Below are 19884 nucleotides of genomic sequence, written 5' to 3'. Positions count from 1 at the left end.
ACGCCAATCTTGGGCTGCTTTTGCTGTTTCTGGACCTTGGTGACGCCCGTGCGGGCGACCGGATCAGCTTATTCGTCTCCCGGATTCCTCGGGCCGTTCAGGTTCTGCGTGTCGGCTGGACAACTCGGCCTCCGCGCGGAGCAGCTCGTCCAGCGCCTTGTCAGCCGATAGCTTGGTGCCCTTGGCATCGTCCCATCGGCTGAGCGTGGAGGCTGCAGAGCGGAGCAGTCCGTCCGGGAGGCCGACGGCGGCCATCGCGTCTGCGGCTTCCTCCAGCTCGGGGCCCCACCTCCAACCCCGGGAGGCTGTCTTGCCGATGTAGTCCGTCTCGGTCAGGTACGAGCCGGTCCGTTGACCGGCGACGTCGAGCAGCGCCTGGTCGACGTCGTGTTCCCGTGCGAGACCGTAGGACAGTGCGGCCAGCACCCGGGACGTCTTCTGATGGGCCGTGTAGGACATTTTCAGCGCGCTGGCCTGCCCGATCTCCTCGCCCAGTACGTGGGTGGACACCGCGGTGCCTGCGAAGAGCCGCTCGACCAGCCCGACCTCGTCCGCCGGCCCGGAGAGGTACAGCCGGGGCCGTTTCGTGCCGACCGGCGGCGAGCCGACCACCGCGCCGTCGACCACCGCGCGGGCCGTCCCGCCAAGCAGCTGCGCGATCCGCGCGGCTCGCTGCGGGCTGATCGCGTTCGCCTCCACGTACAGGCCGGTAAAACAGAGCCCGGCCACCTCCCGCGCGACATCCTCCGCCGCAGCTGGCGGGCACAGGCTGAGCACCACGTCGGCTTGAGCCACCAACTCGCCCAGCGACGGCACCGCCGTCAGACCGAACCGCTTCGCCCGGGCGGCTGTCGCGTCGCTGCGCCCCTGCGGGCACCATAGGACCCGGCTGCCGTGTCCCAGAGCACATGCCGCGACGGCCGCGCCCATACTGCCGGGATGCAGCACACCGACCGTGACCTGCCGATCCGTCACCGGACACCTCCCCGGACGTGCTCCAGGGCGTCCAGGACGTCCAGCGCGATGTAGTCCGGCTTCGCGCCCCCGGGCCACGGTCGACCGTGCGAGACCCAAACGGTGCGCAGCCCGGCCGCGCGCCCGCCGACCACGTCAAGGGCGGCGTTGTCCCCCACCATCCAGCCGCCCCGCGCGAGGCTGCGCCCCACGCTCGCGGCAGCTGTTTCGAAGATCGCCGGATCCGGCTTACGGATGCCGGCCTCCTCCGAGACACACACGCCGTCGACCAGGCCGTCGATACCGCTCGCCTTCAGCTTGGCGCGCTGGATCTCCCCGCCGCCGTTGGTGACTACGACGACCTGCCACCCGTCGGCCCTGACCGCCTCCAGCGCGTCCGGCACGCCGGGGAAGGGCCGCACTGTCGCCGGGAGCTCTGCGGTGTAGCGGGCCCACAGCTGGTCGGCGGACTCCGGCAACGACAACTCGGCGCTCAGGTCCGTGAACGTCCGCGGGTCCGCGCGGACCTGCATGGCACCGAGCATCCGGTGCTCGGCCTCCGGTGCCAAGCCGTGGTCGGCACAGTACCGGGAGATCCAGGCAGTCACCGCGGAGCGGCGGTCGACCAAGGTGTCGTCGAAGTCCAGCATCACCAGCTGCTGCCCGCGCTTGGCAAGCGCCTGGCGGATCCGCTCAGCAGCCTGCTCGGGTGACGCCGCGTCCGTGCGGACAACGAGATCGAACCGGAAGCCGGCATTGGCCTTCAGATCGGCCTCTGTGGCATCCCAGGCGGCCAGGCGCGCAGTGGTGTCCGTGTCACCGCGGCCCGCGGACCGCTCGGCCGTTGCCTCCCGCGGGCACCAGAGCAGCACCGTCAGCCAGTCGGCAGGGTAGCCGTCCAGCACCGCCTGCACCCCTTCGACTTGCCCCAGGTGCATCACCGGCACCCCGGCCTCGAACGCCGCTCCCAGCCCCGGCCGGTCCGTCACGTAGGTGCTGTCGTACCTGGTGTTTTCGTAGACCACGGCGCCAGGCCTGGCACGCAGCTGGGCAAGCTCCTCGGGAGTTCCCATCCGGTAGCCAGTAGACCGGCCGGGCCCGATTTTCACCCGGGAGAACAGGCCGAACGTGGGGTCCAGGGCGGCCAACGCGTGCGTGACGGTGTCCTTCCCCACGGCCGGCGGGCCGTAGAGCAAGACGCCCTGATTTCGGCCGGTCATGCACGCACCTCGGCGAGTGCGAGGCGTGCCTGGTCGGCCAGAGAAATCGCCGCGCCAGCTCGGTTGTCCACCACGAAATGCGGGACAACCGGGCGGGTGTCGACATCGACAGTGGCGATGTAGTCCGACCAGTTGGCGAGCTTCCACGCGTCACGAGCGGCGGAGCGCATCGCGATGTATTCGTGCATGCTTTCGGCGTCGCAGCGCACCCAAATCGGCCACAGGTCAGCGCCGTGCGACCGGCAGCGGTTAGCGAGGCGAGCCATCCAATCCGCGTCGGCAATCTCGGCGATGAACGGGGCGGCCAGCACGGTCGAGATACCTGCCGCGACATTGTCGTAGGCGGTCCGCATCAGGCACTCGTACTCCAGTCCCCGGACCTCAGTGCGGTAGGTCTCGGAGTGTCGATCGTTCGGGTCGCAGCCCTTTGCGATCAGCAACTGCTCGACCAGTGGCCTGGTCAACGGGTCCTTGTCGAGAAGGGGCCACCCGGTCAGCTGCGTGAGGAACTTCGCGAGCTCGGACTTGCCGCTGCCAGCGAACCCGCTGACCAGCACCATGGTGGGACGGTGCGGGTCGCCACCAGTATGCCGCCGGCGAAACGCATCCATAATCCGCTGCTGCAGCATCATGTTGTCGGAATCCACGCCACCCGGCGCGATCCGGTGCAGTGCCCGCTCGACCGCCAGCACGTGGTGCCCGTTGTGCCTCTCCGTGGTCGGCGTCACTGCGAAGGTGGAGTCCTGCTCATCCGGCCACGGGTTCCGGAAACCCAGCTGCGGCTCCGTCGCGCGGTACACAGCGCAGTACGCGCGCCTGTAGTCAGCGCCGGGGTAGATCTCGCCTTGCTCGTGTCCCCAGAGCGTCTGGGCGTGCGCGGCCACGTACTCCAGCCCGGCATCCCGGACCACGTCCCGCAGCCGCTCGCCGGCCTTTTCAAGCGTGAGCCCGTGGGCCTCCCGCAGCTCCCGCAGCTTGTCGGGTCGCCACCCGGGACGCGGCTTCGCCATGCCATCCACCTCGGCTTTCGTCATGGTCGGGAGCCTATGGGCCAGGCTCAAGAACCCCTGTATACGCGGGTGTTGAAAACGTATTGATAGAGCTACTGACGGATGTCACCACGGGTATGTGATGGCCCGTCACCGCCGAGTCGGGATTTGATTTGAGCGTCAGAACCCGGCCCGAAGGAGCAGCTGTGGATCATGCGTTCTGGAAGAGAACCCGCTCCACCCGCTCGAGTCGGGCGGTCAGGTCGGCAACTGTCTCGCGCAACTGCTGGAGCTCGGACGGCGCCCGGAGATCATCGTCCGGCACCTGCCGGACGAACGAGCCCTTCCCCTGATGCGAGTAGATCAGCCCGGCCGTCCGCAGCTCGGTAAGGGCCCTCTGCACTGTCCCGGCGGCCAGCCCGTAGTGCGCGGCCAGCTCACGCGTAGAAGGCAGCTTGTCGTCGGGCCGCAGTCGGCCTAGACGGATCTGATCGCGCACGTCCTCCACGATCCGCTGGTAGGGCTGGGCGAGTGGATCAGTCATAAGCCACATCGTAGGGGCACCTCCCCGTCATAGATAGCTTCACCGACTTAGTTGACACAGCTGAGACTGTATCAGCTAAGCTGGCTAAGCCGACACGGAAGTGATCGTGAAATGGCAAGACCCCGGTGCGCCTGGACAGCATCCACCGGGGTCTCCACGGACCAGCTCGCCAAGGAGAGATCCGTAATGACCAGCATGACCGACATCCGTGGGGTCAGTGAAATCGGCCCCACCACTGAGCTCGTCGCGCAGATCCAGCACCAGTACGAGGACCAGGTCATCGCCCTCGTTATCCGGGACCTGACGTCCGCCGACCCGGCTGCCAGCGTGTGGGCCGTGAACGCGGTCGTCGCCCGGGTCTGGCAGCAGGCCGCGAACCACATCGAAAGGGCCTCCACGACCTGGACCCACCTGAGCTGGTTCGCGCAGAACGCCGTCACCGAGTTCATCGAGGGCCTGCGGCCGCAGATGGCGGGGTGCTGACCGTGGCGCAGCAGACGTCGCCGCAGACGGCGGAGCAGGCCCGGGCGGTCGCCGAGCGTGCGGAGCAGTTCCACACCGCGATCCACCGGGCCAGCACCCCCGACCAGATCCGCGAGATCTGCGTCGAGGCCTCGGCCGACTACAACGCCCGCAACGGTGGTCAGCCGACCGGTCTGGGGGTCTCCCAGTGACCGCCACCGACACCGCCGCCGACCTCGAGCGTCAGGTCCAGGAGCACCTGGGCCGGATCGACGCGAGGCACGCCGACGACCGCGCCGTGGCGGCTGCCGCCGCCGGCCAGCGGACGGAGGGCCAGTGATGGGCATCCGTTCCTTCCTGGGCCTTGGCTCCAGCAACTCCTCCAGCTCCGGCAGCTCGTCCGGGACGGCGGCCCGCACCAGCGGGATGTCGACCACCGGCTGGCACCCCTCGTACGACGAGGCGACCGCCCGGCGCCACCACCGCGACGCGCAGGTCCCGCTCGATCCGGCCGGCACGGACCGGGACGGCCGCCGGGTGGTCTCGCCGGACCCGTACGCCCAGCCCGACGAGGCGCACGTTCGGCGCAACTTCGGTCGGCCGTACCGCCAGGACGGGGGTGTCCGGTGACGATCGCCCACCTCTGCCGCGCCTACGCCAACGGCAAGGCCCCCACCCCGCCGCCGGCCCCGCCCGCCCAGCCGAAGGGAGGTGGCCGGTGACCGCCGAGGAAGCCCAGCGTCAGCAGCAGGACGAGCAGCTCCGACGCGCTCGTGAGGCCTACGAGAGGGCTCAGGCCGCGAGGACCGGCGGCTCGGGCCCCGGCCAGTAACCCCTCCCCTTCCCCTCTCTGTCCCGCAGTTCGGCTCCCGCCTGCCACCGGAACCGTCCTGGCATGCCCATGCCGGGCGGGGCCGGGAGTGGTGCGGCGGGCCCCACCCAGGGCCCACCACCAGCAGAACGTCGCCCCACCCGATCAGGAGGCACCGCATGTCCCGCACGCTGACCGGCCGCCGCCAGGCCGAGCACATCGCCCGCGCCACCACGACCTCGTCGTGGGCCTGGGTCGACGAGGCCAAGGGCCCGGAACGCGTGCGGCGGGCGGCCGCTCGCCGCCTGGCCCGCCTGACCGGCACCACCCTGGTCCGCTGGGACGGCGTCCTCTCGGACTCGGACTGGCAGACCCTGCTGTCGGCCGGCGCCGACGCGCTCCTCGCCCAGGCAGCCACCGACACCGACGACGAGGACCGGCCGTACGGTCTGGGCCTGGTCGACGCCGCCACCGCGTTCGCTGCCGCGGCTGCCGCCCCGGCCGACACCGAGCTGGAGCGCACCACCGTCCCGCCGGACCTGCCGGCGCCCGGCCGGTACGTCGACCGGGCCGCCGCCGAGCCCGAGCGCCTGCCCGACGAGCAGACCAAGGTCGAGCGCTGGTCGCCGTTCGAGGGCGGTCCCCGCTGGATCTGCCCCTCCGGCCGCTACGGCGACGGCAGCTCCCCGAACGGCCCGCACTAACCCCCGCCGCACAACCGGCTCCACCCGCCGCCCGGCCCCGGGCCCCGCACCGCCGCCGCCCGCCTTCCCGCCGGCGGCGTGAACCGAACCACCGGCGCGGCCGACACGGCCGCGCCGCCCGGGAGCCGTCCGGCCCCGGACCACCACGACCCGTCAGGAGACCGCCCATGGGAACGAACCACACCAGCGCCGGCCGCACCCCCGGCACCCTCATCCAGACCGGCGGCACCCGCACCGGCCACGGCCCCGTCGTCAACCGCATCGAGAACACGGTCCTCGTCACCGGCCTGCTCATCCAGTGCGGCGACCTGAACACCGCCCCCGGCGACGACGTCGCCCTCGTCGGAGACCAGGACCCGCAGACCCGCTGAACCACCGCGCCCCGGCCCGGCCGCCGGCCCCGCACCTCTGCGGCCCCGGCGGCCGGGCACCCCGCGCCGCCCGCACCCGTGGCTCCCCTGGACCGCCGACCCCGCGACCTGGCCTTTCGCCGGAGCCGCCGGCTGTCCAGGGGAGCCACGGGCCCCGCCCGGCACTCCACCCCTTGTCGCCCGTCCGAAAGGACCGTGCACATGACCCCGTTCGACCAGGTCTTCTTCGCGTTCTTCGCCGCCAGCGCCGTCACGGCCCTGGGCCTGCTGGCGGCGCTGTACGCGGAAGCCCACCTGATCCCGCCCTACCTCGACCGACAGGAGGCCACCGATGCGTAACCCCGCCCCGGACGGCGGACCGGAGGTGACGCTGTGACCGTCACCCCCGAGGTCCCGCCGCGCCCCGCGTACGACCCCGCCGTCCCGGAGCACACCGACCCCGTCGACCTGACCGAGCACCATCCCGGCTACGACGGGGACGGCCTGGCCGAGCTGACGCACGAACTGCGCCAGTCCCGCCTGGACGCCGCCATCCCGCACAAGGCGGACGACGCGCACCACCTGATCGACTGGGCCCGCGTCAAGCGCGCCGCCGCCGCCCTCAAGCGCGCGGTACAGGCCTGGCCGAACCTGGCGGCCGCCGCCGTCGCGGCCACCGGCCCGGCCTGGCTGTGGCGCAGCACCGTGGAGGACTGCTCGCACTCCTTCCGCCCCGCCGCCGACGTCGCCGACCCGGGCCTGTGCCTGGGCCTCATCACCCTCACCGCCGTCCTCGTCGTCCGCTCCCGCCTGCGCGGCACCGTGCTGCGCACCGCGCTGCGGGTGGCGGCCTGGTCGGTCGTCGTCGGCACCCTCGCCTACGGACCGGCCCGCGACTGGGCGTTCGCGCTGCTGGGCTCCGTGTTCACCGGGGCACTGCGGTGAGCGGGCTCGGGAGCGCCGAGCGGATCGCGGTGCTGCGGGAGCTCGTGCTGCCGGTGACCGATTTCGGCTACGCCGGGGCGGTGCTGCTCGGCGTCGGCGGCCTCGTGGCCTTCGAACTGCTTGTGCGGCTGCCCGTCCGCCACGTGTTCTCGCGCACGGTCCGCGACGCCTTTGCCCGGGCCGCTGCCATCTCCTTCTGCTGGGCGGTCCTGTCCATCTCATTCGCCTCTGCCTGGGAGTTGTCCCTGTGAAGCTCGACATCACGCACATCGTCACCCTCGCCGGCAGCGGCTTCGGCTTCCTGCTGTTCGCCGGCACCTTCGGCTTCTACTTCTTCAAGAACAACCGCAAGTTCAAGTTCGTCACCAAGAAGAAGTTCTGGATGCCGTACGTGCTGGGCCTGGGCGTGATGGTGCTGGCGTCCTCGTGCGCCGGCGGCCTGCTCGCCCTGGTCTCCGGGTTCTTCACCGGCGCCGGCAACCAGGGCGGCACCCTGGTCAGCCGTGGCCTGACCGGCGGCGACGGCGCGGCCCCGGTCGCCCAGCACACCCAGCTCACCTACTCCGGCTCCTGGATCGCCCTGGTGGTCCTGCTGTTCGCCGGGCTCTTCCTCTGGTTCGCCAAGAAGTGGGAGGAGCGCCTGCTCATGCTCTCCGGCGCTCTGACCGGCTCGACCTGGGGCCTGTCCATCTCCCTCGGCGGCCTGGCCGCCTGGTCGGGCATCCCGCTCGCCAACTGGCTCGGCCACCTGATCATCGGCTGACTCCGGCCCGTGATGGGCGCCCCGGACCCGCCCGCCCCCAGGGCGGCGGCGCCGGGACGTCCATCCCAGACCGGCCCACCACCCCTACCACGTGGAGCCTGGAGGCCCCGTTGAGCACCGACACCCACCCCGGCACGGCGCCCGCCGAGGCCGGCCCCGCGGCCACCGCCGCTCCCGTCCACCTGACCAAGACCCCCGAGCCCGCCGCCGACACCGACCCGCGGACCGACACCGAGACCGGCGCGGACGGCGAAGCGCAGCCGAACCGGCTCGCGGCCTTCGCCACCGGCACCACCCGGCGCACCGGCGAGGGCGCCCGGCTGATCGGGCAGTGGCTGGCCCACTGGGCCTCCACCGCCGACCAGTCGAGCGACGAGATCCGCCGCCGCCTGGTGGCCGCCCAGCTGGAGGCCTACACCGAGCGCCGCACCGAGACGGAGGCCGCGTTCGGCAAGGAGACCAAGCGCATCGTGCGCCTGGAGGAGGAGGCGTCCGACGGCGGCCTCACCCAGGCGCAGCGCAGCCAGCTGACGTTCAGCCGCGAGACCGCGCGCCGCCTGGAGAAGACCCTCAAGGACATGCGCAAGGCGAAGTTCCGCCCGGTGCAGCCGACCGAGCGTCAGATCGCCAGGGCCCGCTCCTTCGGGCGGCTGCGCCGGGGCGGGGCGCTGCTCGGCGCGGCCGGCGGGGCCGCGGCCGGCGCGGTGAACGCGCCGCCGGCCGGTCTGCTGGCCCTGCTGGCTGCGACGGGCCTGGCTTGGTGGACCGCCGTCCACCCGCCCCGGCTGACCCACCGCCCGGTCCCTGCGGAGCTGCTGCTGCCCGAACTCGACCCGCCCGCCAAGCCGGACACCGAGGTCGCCGAGGGCGACGCCGTGGTGGAGGAGGTGGTGGATCCGGCGCTGTTCTGCGCGGAGACCGACCGGCTCACCGCGGCGGTGCTCTCCGCCGGGGCGATCAGCGACGGGCGCGTGCGGCTGGCGGCCCCCGGGGCGCTCACCCGCCTGGCCAACGGCTGGATGGCCAAGGTCGTCCTGCCCAAGGGCGACGGCGCGAACGTCGAGACCGTCCTGCCCAAACTCGGCAAGATCGCGGGCGAGATGGACTCCGACCGGGACCGCTTCTTCATGGAGGCGATCCACGCCAGCGCCGGAGGCAACGCGAAGACCATCGCCGTCGCGATGTTCGACACCGACCCGTTCCTCGACGGCGTCCCCTCGCCGCTGGTCGGCGCGACCACCGTGGACGTCTGGAACCGGGGCATCCCGGTCGCGGTCGACGCCTTCGGCCAGATCATCTACCTGGTACTGCGCAACACCAGCCTGTCCCTGGGCGGGGCTTCCCGCTCCGGCAAGGGCGCGGCGCTGCGCGGCATCATCGGCGGCGCACTGCTGGACATGAGGGTCAACGTCCGCCTCATCGACGGCAAGGCCCCCGGGCAGGCCCGGTGGAGCAACCTCGCCGCCACGTTCATCGACGAGGACGGCGACCGGCGCGCCGAGCGGGCGCTGTACCTGCTGGACGCCGAGATCAACGAGATGTCCCGCAGGGCCGGGATCCTCAGGAAGTACGGCGTCGAGGACATCAACGACCCCAAGCTGATCGACGAGCTCGGCGGCCTGGAGCTCGTCGTCATGGACGAGGTGCTGCCGTTCACGGACAACAAGAAGTTCGGCGCCCAGATCAAGCAGGCCCTGGCGGCGCTGACGGCGCGGGGCCTGGCCTTCGGCATCATCCTGATCCTCGCCACCCAGGTCATCACTAAGGGCGAGAACGGCGTCATCCCGCGCCTGGTCTCCGGCAACATCAGCTGGAAGTGGGCCATGCGCACCACCGACACCACCGAGTCGAACATGGCCCTCGCCCCCGGCGCGGCCTCGGCCGGCTGGGACGCCTCCAAACTCGACCCCCACATCAAGGGCATGGGCATCCTGTTCGCCGAGGCCGGCTACAAGCGGCTGCGCTCGCTGTGGATCGACGGCGACGACATGCTCCAGCTGATCGCCAACGTCACCGCCGCCCGCGCTGCCGCCCGCCGACTGCGCGGCCAGTGGAACGACCCCATCGAGGCCGAACTGCGGCGCCGGGGCGCCGGGACCGAGCCGCCCGACCCGGCAACGATCGCCTCGGCAACCAGCAGCAGTCTGTCACTCACCGTCACCGCCCCGGCCCTCGACCCAAGTGTGCCGTCCATCGACCTCAGCGATGCCGACAACGCGGACCGCCTGCCCGAGGGCATCCCGGTCCGGCTCGCCGAGGCCCACGCCGTCATCACGGCGGCGGGCGGCCGGATGTCCACCGCCGACCTCGCCCAGGCCCTCGGCCACCCCGACCCGCGCGACCTCGGCATCGAGATCAACAAATACCTGCGCGACGTCGGCGTCGAACGCACCGCCAACGGCCAAGTCCGCGTTCCCGGGGTCGACAACCCCGTCCAGGGCTACTTCGCCAAGACCCTCGGCGAAGCCATGGACAAGTACCGAAAGTAACCAACCCCACCCCATACAACCCCTACGCCGCACCCCCTACAGCCCGTATGGGATGCGGCACCCGTATGGGGACCTGACCTGCCTGTATGGGGTGTATGGGGTCCTCCGGGACACCCCGGATCCGCCAGGAAAACGGCCCTGTACGCCCTGCCTCCCCCGACAACCCATACACCCCCTACACCCCATACGGCCTCACACACCGTCACCGCGTGCAGAAGGAGAACCGCCCGATGACCCCGGCCCGCAAGACCCGTCAGCGCACCGGAGCCCCCGCCCGGAAGACCCCCGCCAGGACCCCGCCGAAGGCCCCTCCGAAGGCTCCCGAGACTCCGCCCGCCCGGCCGGCCGCCGACCCGGTCCTAGCCGACGCCGCCGACCGCGCCGCCGACGTCCTGGCCCTCGCCGAGGACCAGGCGCTCGCCGCCCTGGAGCGCGCCGCCGCCACCGCCGGCCGCGACCTGGCCACCGCCGAGCAGTGGGCCACCGAGGCCCAGCAACTGCGCGCCGACGCCGCCGCCGAAGCCGAGACGGTCACGCAGCGTGCCGATCAGGCGGTCGGGCGGATCCTCGGCATGGCCCACGACCAGGCCGGCCTGATCCTCCAGTACGCCCGGGAACAGAGTGAGGAGGCCGACGCCGACGCCCGCCGACAGGCCGAGCACAACGCCGCCGCCATCACCCAGGCCGCCACCGACACAGCGACCCGGATCACCACCGAGGCCGAACAGAAGGCCACCGCGCTGACCGACGAGGCCAAGCAGCGCGCCCAGGCGATCCTCACCGACGCGCAGGCGCAGACCACCACCCTGCTCGCCAACACCGAACAGACCGCGGCCGCCCTCACCCGGGCCGCCGAGGAACAGGCCGAGGCGGTGCGCGGCGAGGCGGCCGAGCAGGCCCGCCAAAGCGGCGTCCGGGCCGAGCAACTGCTCGCGGAAGCCGAGGAGAAGGCCAGCGCCCTCACCCGCGCCGTCGAAGAGCAGGCCGGGCGGATCCGTGCCCAGGCGCACCACGACGCCACCGAGCTGCGTGCCCGGGCCGAGCGGCACGCGGCCGAGGTCCGCGCGGACGCCACCTCACAGGCCGACACCGTCCTCGCCGACGCCCGCACCCGGGCCGAGGGCCTGCTCGCCGAGGCCCGCGAGCAGGCCGAGGAGCTGCGCCACAGCGCGCAGGCCGACGCCGACCGGGTGCGCGGCGAGGTGCGCCAGCTGCGGGAGGACGCGGACCGGGAGGCCGACCAGGCCACCGACGCCGCGCGGGAGGTCCGGGCCCAGGCGACGGCCGACGCCGACCGGCTGCGCACCCAGGCCGGAACGGAGGCGCAGCAGCAGCGCGCCCAGGCCGCCGCCGAGGCGGCGCGGCTGAGTGCCGAGGCAGAACAGGAGGCCGGCCGGATCCGCCGGGAGGCGGAGAAGCAGACTGCCGCGGACAAGGCCGAGGCCGCCAAGGCACTGGAGAAGGCGCAGAAACTGCAGACCGAGGCGGAGGAGAGCAAGGTCCTCGCGCTCCAGGACCTCGCCGCGGCCCGCGAAACGCTGCGCCGGGCCACCGGCCGCACTGCCCGCAAGCTGGAGCGCCGCCGTCTCAAGCGGGAGGCGAGGGAAGCCGAGCGCGCTGGGAAGCCCACGCTCGGCGGCCGGTTCAAGGCGCTGGTGAGGGCCAACGCCCGGCGGCTGCTGGCGATCGTGCCGATCACCGCGCCGATGGCCGTCGCCTGGTCCGGCCAGGCCGGCGTCGCCCACGACGTCCTGGGCTGGATCTTCCCCGCGACGATCCTCTTCGCGGCGGCGTGGGAGCTGTCCACGGTGTTCGTCGCGTGGATGTATAACGAGGCCCGCCGCAGCGGCGACGCCGGCACGCTGTACCGGGTCGCGACGTGGGTGTTCGCCATCGGGGCGAGCATCATGAACTACTGGCACGCCTCCGCACTCGTCACCGGCCGGCACTGGGACGCGGCCGCGATGAAGATGGTCGACCAGGTCACCTACTGGCACGCCACCCCGAAGGCGGTCGCGTACTCGGCGATGAGCATCACCGGCATGGTGCTGTGGGAGCTCTACGCTCGGCTGATCCACCGCCAGAAGCTCCGCACGGACGGCAAGGTCGCCAAGTCGCGGCCGACCATCGGGGCGATCCGCTGGATCCGCTACCCCGGGCACTCCTTCGCGGCGTGGTCGGCGGCGATCACGGACGAGTCGCTGTCCACGGTCGAGCTGGCCTGGACGGCCGCGGCCGAACAGCGCGAACTGGTTCGGCGAACTGGCCTCGGCCCGGTTCGCCGGTTCGTCGCCGGGATGATCGGCGTCGGCGACTGGGTGCCGGTTCGCGCCCTGCCGCGTGTCCCGAACTCCAGCCTCGCCGTCGCCCTCGGCGGTTCGCCGAACCCGGCCGCGATCCCTCAGTTCGCGGTTCGCCTCACCCGCGCCGGTTCGCCGAACCGCACCACGAACCGCCCCGGCGGTTCGGCGAACCACGCCCTGCCCGCCGCACGCACCGGCGAGGCGGCCGCGCGGCGCGAACTGGAAGCCGCGAACCGTCCCGTGCCGTCCGGCGAACCGGCCCCGGCGGACCCCGAGCCGCGAACCGCCGCCGACCAGCCGCAACGCCCCGCCACCGGGGCAGGTTCGAACCGGCGCAGCACCGCGCAGCTCCTCGCCGAACAGCAGGTTCAGCAGGTTCTCGAACTGATCGGGACCCACGGCTACGACACGGTCGACCTCGACTTCGTCATGACGAACCTCGACATGAAGAAGACCACCGCGCACCACCGCCTCGCGGACGCCCGCAAGGAGTTCACGAACCCGGTTCGGCGAACCGCGAGCAGCGTCGGCGTCTGACCGCGAACCGCGAACCGGATTCGGCGAACCGCGAACCGGTTGACCGCCCGAACCGCGAACCGCGCAGGACGGCTCCGGGATGAACGAACCATCCCGGAGCCGGTTCGGGCCACCAGTGCCCGGCGGGCCGGTCTCGTCACCGGCCCGCCCGCATCGTCCCGCACCGCGAACCACCCACCGAACCCGATTCCAGAAGAGGACCACCCGCCTTGATCGCCATAGAGCGTGACGCCCGGATCGCCGCCCTGCGCCAGACCCACTACGAGCTAGCAAGACCCTGGCCAACGTCCCCGTCGGCACCCGCTCCCACGGCCGCCTCCTCGTCGAATGCGAGGACATCAGCGACGAGATCGACCGCCTCAAGCGCTGCATCAACATCCCTCGCTCCGTCGCCATGACCGTGCCCGTGCTCCTCGCCGTCCTGGTCCTCGCCTTCGTCAGCTGACCACCGGACGCGCGCCAACCGGGCGCCGCACCGCTCCCGAAAGTCACCCGCACCACTCACGAAGGGACCCCGATGCACCACCTCGTCACCCTCTCCGGCATCGCCGCCGTCGTCTTGGCCCTGTGGGCCGTCCAGCTGACCGTGCTGGCCCTCCACGCCCGCTACACCGTCCACCACGGCATCCGCGCCGGCTTCACCGAAGACGCCGAGTTTGCCCTGCTGGCCGCCTGCGTCATCGTCACGCTCAGCAGTGCCATCGGCGGGGGCAGCGGCATCGGCGCCATCCTCAAGGCCACCCCGTGGGGCTGGGCCCACGGGATCCTCGCCATCGGCACCACGGCGTCCTACCTGCTCCTGTCCTACGCCACCGACTGGGACGCCAAGGCCTGGTGGGACAGGCGGAAGACGGGCAAGGCCGGCCCCACCGACGAAGCCACAGCCGCCTGACAGGCCACCACCGGACCGGCGGGCCCCTCGCTCCACCCGGAGCAGGGGCCCGCTCCCTGCCCGCACCGGCAGAACACCGGGCCCGGCAGACACGAGCGCGGGCAGCCCTTTCGGCCCCACGGCTCCGGCCAGGCACGCGCACCGAGCGGACCGCCGACGCCGGCCCCGGACCCGGCCGCACCCAGCGGCCGGCACCGCCGGGACCGGCGCGGCTGCCCGGTCACCCCGACCCCGCAGGCCCCACCCCAGCAAGGAGACCGCCGGCATGACCGACAACCTGCCCCGCCTCACCGCCGCCCCCGACCTCGCCCTCGTCACCGTCGACGGCGTCATCACCGAGACGAACGGCCGCTACCCCCGCCAGCTCGTCCTCACCGACGACACCGGCAGCATCGACATCACCGTCCCCGGCCCCTGCGTCGGCGGAACCGCCGTCAACGACGCCCAACGCCTGGTCGGCACCTACGCCGTCGTCGCCGGCCGCCGCGAGGACACCGGCCACGTCCTGGCCGCCGTCGTCCACCTCGCCGAACGCACCGCCACCCGCGACCTTCTCATCCCCGCCACGCTCTCCGGCCTGTCCGACAACGTCGTGCAGCTCCTCGCCACCACCGTCACCACCACGCCCCGCGCCCTGCCGCCCGGCCCCCGCACCGCCAACTGACCGAGCCAACCGAGCTCAGCGGCACCCCGGCCCAGGTGCCGCACGACCGGCCTCGCCCCCGGCCCGCACCGCCCGCCCTGCACCCAGCCCGGCGGGCGGCGCGCCTCCGGGGACGGGACCGGCCTGTCCGGCCGACACCACCCAGCCGAAAGGACCCAGAGATGGGCTACGCGTACTACATCGTCACCCGCTCGGACGGCCAGGAGATCGAGGCCGGCTACGGCATCACCGCCACCTGTGAGCAGGACAGCTGCACGAAGCAGATCGACCGCGGACTGGACCAGCTGTGCGGCTCGGAGCCCGGCACCCCCTCGGACGGCTGCGGCCGCTACTTCTGCGACGGCCACCTCTACCTGACCGTCGGCCCGGACCCCTCCGACGACGACAACGACGGCCCGAGCCCCTGGAACTGCCTTGCCTGCTCCGGCCAGCCGGCCGCGTCCCGCTGACCAGTCCACCCCCGGCCCGCCCGGCCCGGACCACACCCACGAGAGGACCCCGTGAACCTCAACCACGACCCCGGCACCCTGGTCGTCCTGGTCGGCGTCAGCGGCGCGGGCAAGTCCACCTTCGCCGAACGCCGCTGGCCCCCCTCCTGGACGCTCAACCTCGACGCCTACCGCGAGATGGCCACCAACTCGGCCGCCGACCAGAGCGCCACCACGGTCGCGCTCCAGGTCCAGGACCTGCTCCTGGACGCCCGCCTCGCCCGCGGCCTCACCACGATCATCGACTCGACCGCGATCCAACCCCACGCGCGCGCCCACCTGCTCGCCCGGGCCCGCTACTGGCAGCGTCCCTGCTCGGCCGTCCTGTTCGACGTGCCGCTGGCGGTCTGCGAGGTGCAGAACGCGTTGCGACCGCGCGTGGTGCCCGGCGCCGTCCTGCGCGAACAGCACCGCGACCTGCCCGGCGCAGATCAGCTCATCGCCGAGGGCTTCCGCTTCGTCGACCGCGTCACCGCCACCGGACCGGCCCACCTCGAACCCGCCCGTGCCCGCTGACCGCTAGGAGCCGGCCCGTGCGCGTACCCGACCTCGACCCCACCGGCGAACACCACGGCGGCCTGCCCACCCACCCCTGGCGCTACGACCCCAGCCCGGACCTGCTGACCCGCCGCCAACTACGCGCCGCCGGCCTGCGCCCCGGCGGCCAGGAACCCGCCGCGCAGGTCGGCTACCTCTACCGCCGCTCGCTCGCCCTGCCGGTCAGGCCCATGACCGAGGCCCGCTGGCGCTCCCACCACCGGATGATGCTCGCCCGCCGAACCTGTGCCCTGTGCCGCACCGTCACCGAGTGCTGCATCCCGACATCACTCGGCTGCTGCCTCCCGTGTGCGGACGGCCTGGCCCTCGCCGAACTCGAAGAGCTCCTCGCCCTCGCCCGCGCCGTCCCGGCCTGACCGCACGACCGGCCTCGCCCCCGGCCCGCACCGCCCGCCCGGCACCCAGCCCGGCGGGCGGCGCGCATCCGGGGACAGAGACCGGCCGCCCGGCCGACACCCACCCCCGTTGAGGAGAACCCGCATGACCCAGGCCGAACTCGTCTACGCCGCCACCCTGAACCTGCTCGGCTCCGACCCGCTCCTGCCGCCCGCCCTCGAGGCCTCCGTCACGACCCTGCGCGACCTCGCCGCCGCCTCCCACACGCCGCCCGTCCCTGCCCGCCGCTCCCCCGCCCGCAGGCTGCGCGCCCGCCTGGCCAGGCTGCCCCGCCGCCTGCGGATCGGCCGCTGGGAGATCACCGCGGGCCCCTGCGACCTGTTCATCGACCGCCATCCCAAGCCCGGCTGCACCGACTGCCAGGACCACCGCGGCTGGTACCGCGAAGACGGCTGGGAGTTCTGCGACTGCATGACCGCCTTCTCGTCCTGGCGCCTGCCCTGGCGTCCCACCCCGGCCCGCTTCTACAGCGACGAGCCGCCCTTCTGACCACCCGCCGACCCGCAGCACCCGCTCGACCCACCACATCAGGAAGGACACCGTCATGCACCTCTTCCGCCGCTCCCCCGCCCCGCCGGCGCCCGCGCTGCCCGCCGAGCCCGACCCGGACCAGTGGACCCCCGAGGGGCTGGCCGTCCGGATCCGCTACGCCAACCTGGCCGGCGCCCGCGTGCTCCTCTACACCCGGGACCTGGCCGACGCGCAGGACTCCGGCGCGCACGCCGTCCACTGCCTCGGCTGCACCCGCACCTGGACCATGACGGACAGCAAGCCCTCCCGCTCCCTCCCGTACCCGCTGAACTTCCGGGACGGCCAGGAGAAGGCCAACGAGCACGCCGGCCAGTGCCGCGCGCTGCCCAGCCCGATCCCCACCCGGCCCGACGACGCGACCGCCGCCGCCATCCTCACCACCCGCATCGCCCACGCCCAGCACGCGCAGGGATTCAGCCTGCACCTCGCGGACTTCATCGGGGACCGCGTGCTCCTCCAGCGCACCGACGCCTGGATCTACGAGCAGCTCGCCACCATCGCCGACCGCCGCCCCGACCTGCTGGCCGCCTACACCGACACCACGACCACCGGCACCACCCACTACTACCACCGGGTCCAACCGCGCCCGACCACCCGCACCTGCACCATCGCCACCCGCTGAACAGAAAGAAGGCACCCGTGCAGATCACCGACACCCGCCTCCTGGCCACCGCCGACACCCTGGCGAAGATGCTCACCGACCTCACCCCCGACCCCTTCGACAACCTGCTGCGCCGCGACGACGCCTACACGGTCGTGCTGGCCGTGCTCGGCCAGCTGGAGGCGTCCGGCCGGCGGCGCACCAGCGTCGGCGAGCTGTACGCGATGACGCGCCTGGTCCCCAGCGGCCAGGTCCTCGGCAGCCACGACCGCCTGATGACGCTCCTGGAGCAGGCCGCCGACCACGGCCGCATCCGCCTGGACCACGGCCAGGTCCACATCGGCGACGCCCCGACCGGCGGCGGTCCCGGCCACATCTGGATGCGCCAGCTCACCCGCGGCGGCGCCCAGGTCGAGCTGATCGGCGACCAGCCCTGGCCGGTCGGCACCCACTGCCGCGACGAGACCAAGGCGTGGTGGCACTGCACCGGCTGCCGCCACGGCCTCGCACAGGCCGAGGCGATGTACGTCTACGCCGTCCGCCAGCAGGTCAGCGACCACGCCGACCAGTGCCCGTTCCTGCCGCCGCTGCCCGAGGTCTTCCCGCCCGCGGTGCGCTCGCTCGACTGACCCCTACATGCTCCCGGGCACCGGCGATCCGGTGCCCGGCACCGCTCCACCCGCCGACCGCCGCCACCCGCACCGAGGAACCCCCGCCGTGAACGAAGCCGAACGCCACGGACTCCAGGCCCGCGACCCGGACCCGGAGATCGACCGCGAGTTCCAGGCCCACGCCCTGGACACGCAGCAACTCGCTGACGCCGCCCGTCACTACGCCGCCCGCCTCATCTACGGCGTGCGGCCCGAGGACGCCGACCACCTGGCCGTGCTCGCCGCGCGCCTGTCCCGCCAGGCCCACCGCATCGACGGCATGCGCGCCATCGCCCGCCGCCCCCACCCACCCACCACCTGAACCCGAACCCGGAAGGAAACACACCCGTGACCACCACCACCGCCACGATTACCCTCCCGCACGAGATCCGCTGCGTCGAAGGCCGCCGGATCGTCCAGGCCGAGCTCCTGAAGACCGCCCCGGGCCTCTACCTCTACGAGCTGCCCGCCGACATCGACCGCGACGGCCCGTGCCGCTGGCGCCTGGGCCACCACTCCGGCCTCCTGATCGCCGCGTTCCGTACCCCCGACGCCGCTCGCCAGGTGGCCGAAGCCATCGGTGACTGGACCGACTGGACCCTCCACACCGACACCCTGCGCGAGCGCCACCTCGGCGAACACCGCGACCAGGACGCCCTCGACCACCTCCTCGCCACCGTCGACCGCGCCGGCGGACACCTGGAGAACTGCGCCGCCTACGGCCCCTACGGCTGCTGACACCCCGCCGCCCCGCCGCCCCGCCGCCCGGCCACGCGGCCGGGCGGCGCCCCTCACCTGCGGAACCGTCCCCCACGACCCGGTCGGCCAGGCCGACGGCCCGCAGCACCGGGCCGACCTGCGCGACCTCGAACCCCTCGCTGCCCGATGGGCCGCCTGCCGCGACGGCCGACCCATGCCGCTCCTGGACCCGGCCAGCCGCCAGGCCCTCATCCGCACCCTCACCGAAGCCGCCGCCCGCGGCGCCACCGCCAACCCCGAAGCTGCCCGCCTCGCCCAGGAACGCGCCGACCAGCTGCGCGCCGGACTCGACTGAACCCCGAGCCCAATCACCGGCCCGGCCCCAGCTACCGGCGTATCCCGATCACCATCCGATTCGACCACTGAGGAGAACCCCCGAGTGACCGTCATCCCCCTCACCTCCGACTCCCCCGCCAGCCACGCCGTGGGCGTGGATTTTGATCTCACCACCGTCCTGCACGACAAGGGCTGGCAGGACGGTCGCATCTACGGCGACCCGATCCCCGGCGCCCTCGAGGCCATCCGCCAGCTCATGAAGCGCCGCTCCGTCTTCTGCGTCACTGCCCGCCACCGCCGCTACCACCCCGCCGTGGCGGCCTGGTTCACCCGCCACGGCATCCCCGCGATCGTCGACGAGGACCCCGACCGGTCCCACTGGTTGGGAGACCAGCTGCTCGTCACCAACAAGAAGCTGGGCGCGGCCCTCTACATCGACGACCGAGCCCTGCACTTCACCGGCGACTGGGACACCGCCCTCCCCGAGGCGCTGCGCCGCATCGGCGAGGGCACCGACCCGGCGGCGCAGCCTGCGGACCTTCCCGCGCTGACGATCCGCCAGCCCTGGTTGGCCGCGATCATCGCCGGCGACAAGGCGATCGAGAACCGGTCCTGGCCGACGAAGCATCGCGGCCCGGTTGTCCTGCACGCCGCCCGCGCCCTCGCCCGCGACGGCCAGGCCGACCCGCTTGTCCGCGCCGTCCTCGCCCGCCCCGGCGCTCCGGCCCTGATGACCGGTGCCCTGGTCGCCACCGCCCGCATCACCGACTGCCACCGCGACACCGGCTGCTGCCGGCCCTGGGGCCTGCCCGGCCTGTGGCACTGGACCCTCACCGACGTCCAGGCCCTCCCGGACCCGATCCCGGCCGCCGGCCGCCTCGGTCTCTGGCGCCTCGACCCCGGCCAGCACGCCCTGCTCCACCGCCGCCAGGCCGCCACCAGCTCCGCTCGCTGAGCGGCCACAAGAGGCAACGGGAAACACCGCAAACCCCCTTACA

The 19884-nt window shown here is 72.9% G+C and carries 28 protein-coding genes; 24 read left to right on the top strand and 4 right to left on the bottom strand.

Translation table 11 applies throughout. From position 1 onward, the window contains the following. Window positions 1-63: 63 nt before the first annotated feature. From ACIP4P_RS43460 to ACIP4P_RS43445, 4 genes are all read right to left on the bottom strand, one after another. On the bottom strand, window positions 64-975 hold the full coding sequence (locus ACIP4P_RS43460) for a DUF1932 domain-containing protein (protein WP_400929541.1): 912 nt from the start codon (window positions 973-975) through the stop codon (window positions 64-66). Further along, window positions 972-2174: an HAD family hydrolase gene (locus ACIP4P_RS43455; RefSeq protein ID WP_400929538.1), complete on the bottom strand. Its 1203-nt coding sequence runs from the start codon at window positions 2172-2174 to the stop codon at window positions 972-974. The genes ACIP4P_RS43460 and ACIP4P_RS43455 overlap by 4 nt, the downstream gene beginning before the upstream one ends. Next, entirely contained in the window at window positions 2171-3208 is a 1038-nt protein-coding gene (locus ACIP4P_RS43450; protein ID WP_400929535.1) for an AAA family ATPase, read from the bottom strand. Before ACIP4P_RS43450 ends, ACIP4P_RS43455 begins: the two co-directional genes overlap by 4 nt. 166 nt (window positions 3209-3374) lie before the next feature. Continuing rightward, the gene (locus ACIP4P_RS43445) at window positions 3375-3707 is read right to left on the bottom strand and encodes a GntR family transcriptional regulator (protein WP_400929532.1); all 333 of its coding nucleotides are present in this window, start codon (window positions 3705-3707) and stop codon (window positions 3375-3377) included. 186 nt (window positions 3708-3893) lie between these two features. Between ACIP4P_RS43445 and ACIP4P_RS43440 the strand changes: the two genes are divergently transcribed. The 24 genes from ACIP4P_RS43440 (at window position 3894) to ACIP4P_RS43325 (ending at window position 19841) form a co-directional block, all read left to right on the top strand. Then, a complete protein-coding gene (locus tag ACIP4P_RS43440; RefSeq protein ID WP_400929529.1) occupies window positions 3894-4190 on the top strand; it encodes a hypothetical protein in 297 nt (98 codons plus the stop codon). A gap of 2 nt (window positions 4191-4192) precedes the next feature. Next, complete coding sequence (locus ACIP4P_RS43435; RefSeq protein ID WP_400929526.1) at window positions 4193-4381, top strand: hypothetical protein; 189 nt, start codon at window positions 4193-4195, stop codon at window positions 4379-4381. Beyond that, on the top strand, window positions 4378-4509 hold the full coding sequence (locus ACIP4P_RS43430; RefSeq protein WP_400929523.1) for a hypothetical protein: 132 nt from the start codon (window positions 4378-4380) through the stop codon (window positions 4507-4509). Before ACIP4P_RS43435 ends, ACIP4P_RS43430 begins: the two co-directional genes overlap by 4 nt. Further along, a complete protein-coding gene (locus ACIP4P_RS43425; RefSeq protein ID WP_400929520.1) occupies window positions 4509-4799 on the top strand; it encodes a hypothetical protein in 291 nt (96 codons plus the stop codon). The genes ACIP4P_RS43430 and ACIP4P_RS43425 overlap by 1 nt, the downstream gene beginning before the upstream one ends. Window positions 4800-5159: 360 nt before the next feature. Then, entirely contained in the window at window positions 5160-5684 is a 525-nt protein-coding gene (locus tag ACIP4P_RS43420; RefSeq protein WP_400929517.1) for a hypothetical protein, read from the top strand. Between the two features lie 167 nt (window positions 5685-5851). Continuing rightward, window positions 5852-6055 (top strand): hypothetical protein, encoded by a 204-nt coding sequence (locus ACIP4P_RS43415; protein WP_400929514.1) that lies wholly within the window; start codon window positions 5852-5854, stop codon window positions 6053-6055. A gap of 201 nt (window positions 6056-6256) precedes the next feature. Beyond that, the gene (locus tag ACIP4P_RS43410; protein ID WP_400929511.1) at window positions 6257-6394 is read left to right on the top strand and encodes a hypothetical protein; all 138 of its coding nucleotides are present in this window, start codon (window positions 6257-6259) and stop codon (window positions 6392-6394) included. A gap of 33 nt (window positions 6395-6427) precedes the next feature. Next, the gene (locus ACIP4P_RS43405; protein ID WP_400929507.1) at window positions 6428-6979 is read left to right on the top strand and encodes a hypothetical protein; all 552 of its coding nucleotides are present in this window, start codon (window positions 6428-6430) and stop codon (window positions 6977-6979) included. After that, window positions 6976-7230 (top strand): hypothetical protein, encoded by a 255-nt coding sequence (locus ACIP4P_RS43400; RefSeq protein WP_400929504.1) that lies wholly within the window; start codon window positions 6976-6978, stop codon window positions 7228-7230. Before ACIP4P_RS43405 ends, ACIP4P_RS43400 begins: the two co-directional genes overlap by 4 nt. Further along, on the top strand, window positions 7227-7742 hold the full coding sequence (locus ACIP4P_RS43395; protein ID WP_400929501.1) for a hypothetical protein: 516 nt from the start codon (window positions 7227-7229) through the stop codon (window positions 7740-7742). The genes ACIP4P_RS43400 and ACIP4P_RS43395 overlap by 4 nt, the downstream gene beginning before the upstream one ends. Window positions 7743-7852: 110 nt before the next feature. Continuing rightward, the gene (locus ACIP4P_RS43390; RefSeq protein WP_400929500.1) at window positions 7853-10231 is read left to right on the top strand and encodes a hypothetical protein; all 2379 of its coding nucleotides are present in this window, start codon (window positions 7853-7855) and stop codon (window positions 10229-10231) included. A gap of 209 nt (window positions 10232-10440) precedes the next feature. Then, window positions 10441-13071, top strand: coding sequence for a hypothetical protein (locus ACIP4P_RS43385; RefSeq protein WP_400929497.1), 2631 nt, complete (start codon window positions 10441-10443; stop codon window positions 13069-13071). 517 nt (window positions 13072-13588) lie between these two features. Further along, window positions 13589-13963 carry a hypothetical protein gene (locus tag ACIP4P_RS43380; protein WP_400929494.1) on the top strand — a complete coding sequence of 125 codons (375 nt, stop codon included), beginning with the start codon at window positions 13589-13591 and terminating at the stop codon, window positions 13961-13963. A 265-nt stretch (window positions 13964-14228) separates the two neighbouring features. After that, entirely contained in the window at window positions 14229-14627 is a 399-nt protein-coding gene (locus ACIP4P_RS43375; RefSeq protein ID WP_400929491.1) for a hypothetical protein, read from the top strand. Window positions 14628-14788: 161 nt separating this feature from the next. Beyond that, window positions 14789-15076, top strand: a complete 288-nt coding sequence (locus ACIP4P_RS43370; RefSeq protein WP_400929488.1) for a hypothetical protein — start codon at window positions 14789-14791, stop codon at window positions 15074-15076. Window positions 15077-15127: 51 nt separating this feature from the next. Then, window positions 15128-15631, top strand: a complete 504-nt coding sequence (locus ACIP4P_RS43365) for an AAA family ATPase (protein WP_400929485.1) — start codon at window positions 15128-15130, stop codon at window positions 15629-15631. A 17-nt stretch (window positions 15632-15648) separates the two neighbouring features. After that, complete coding sequence (locus ACIP4P_RS43360) at window positions 15649-16029, top strand: RRQRL motif-containing zinc-binding protein (protein ID WP_400929482.1); 381 nt, start codon at window positions 15649-15651, stop codon at window positions 16027-16029. 124 nt (window positions 16030-16153) lie between these two features. Then, on the top strand, window positions 16154-16558 hold the full coding sequence (locus ACIP4P_RS43355; protein WP_400929479.1) for a hypothetical protein: 405 nt from the start codon (window positions 16154-16156) through the stop codon (window positions 16556-16558). 55 nt (window positions 16559-16613) lie between these two features. Further along, the gene (locus tag ACIP4P_RS43350; protein WP_400929476.1) at window positions 16614-17222 is read left to right on the top strand and encodes a hypothetical protein; all 609 of its coding nucleotides are present in this window, start codon (window positions 16614-16616) and stop codon (window positions 17220-17222) included. A 17-nt stretch (window positions 17223-17239) separates the two neighbouring features. Beyond that, complete coding sequence (locus ACIP4P_RS43345; protein WP_400929473.1) at window positions 17240-17830, top strand: hypothetical protein; 591 nt, start codon at window positions 17240-17242, stop codon at window positions 17828-17830. A gap of 88 nt (window positions 17831-17918) precedes the next feature. Beyond that, on the top strand, window positions 17919-18173 hold the full coding sequence (locus tag ACIP4P_RS43340) for a hypothetical protein (protein WP_400929470.1): 255 nt from the start codon (window positions 17919-17921) through the stop codon (window positions 18171-18173). A gap of 26 nt (window positions 18174-18199) precedes the next feature. Further along, window positions 18200-18589 (top strand): hypothetical protein, encoded by a 390-nt coding sequence (locus tag ACIP4P_RS43335; RefSeq protein ID WP_400929467.1) that lies wholly within the window; start codon window positions 18200-18202, stop codon window positions 18587-18589. Window positions 18590-18764: 175 nt separating this feature from the next. Then, window positions 18765-18905 (top strand): hypothetical protein, encoded by a 141-nt coding sequence (locus ACIP4P_RS43330; RefSeq protein WP_400929464.1) that lies wholly within the window; start codon window positions 18765-18767, stop codon window positions 18903-18905. An 84-nt stretch (window positions 18906-18989) separates the two neighbouring features. Beyond that, on the top strand, window positions 18990-19841 hold the full coding sequence (locus ACIP4P_RS43325) for a hypothetical protein (protein ID WP_400929461.1): 852 nt from the start codon (window positions 18990-18992) through the stop codon (window positions 19839-19841). The last annotated feature ends 43 nt before the right edge of the window (window positions 19842-19884 follow it).

Origin of the sequence: Kitasatospora sp. NPDC089509, assembly GCF_044749365.1 — a bacterium.
Lineage (GTDB): Bacteria > Actinomycetota > Actinomycetes > Streptomycetales > Streptomycetaceae > Kitasatospora.
Note: the sequence above shows the minus strand (reverse complement) of the source record. Positions and strands in the feature narration are given on the sequence as shown.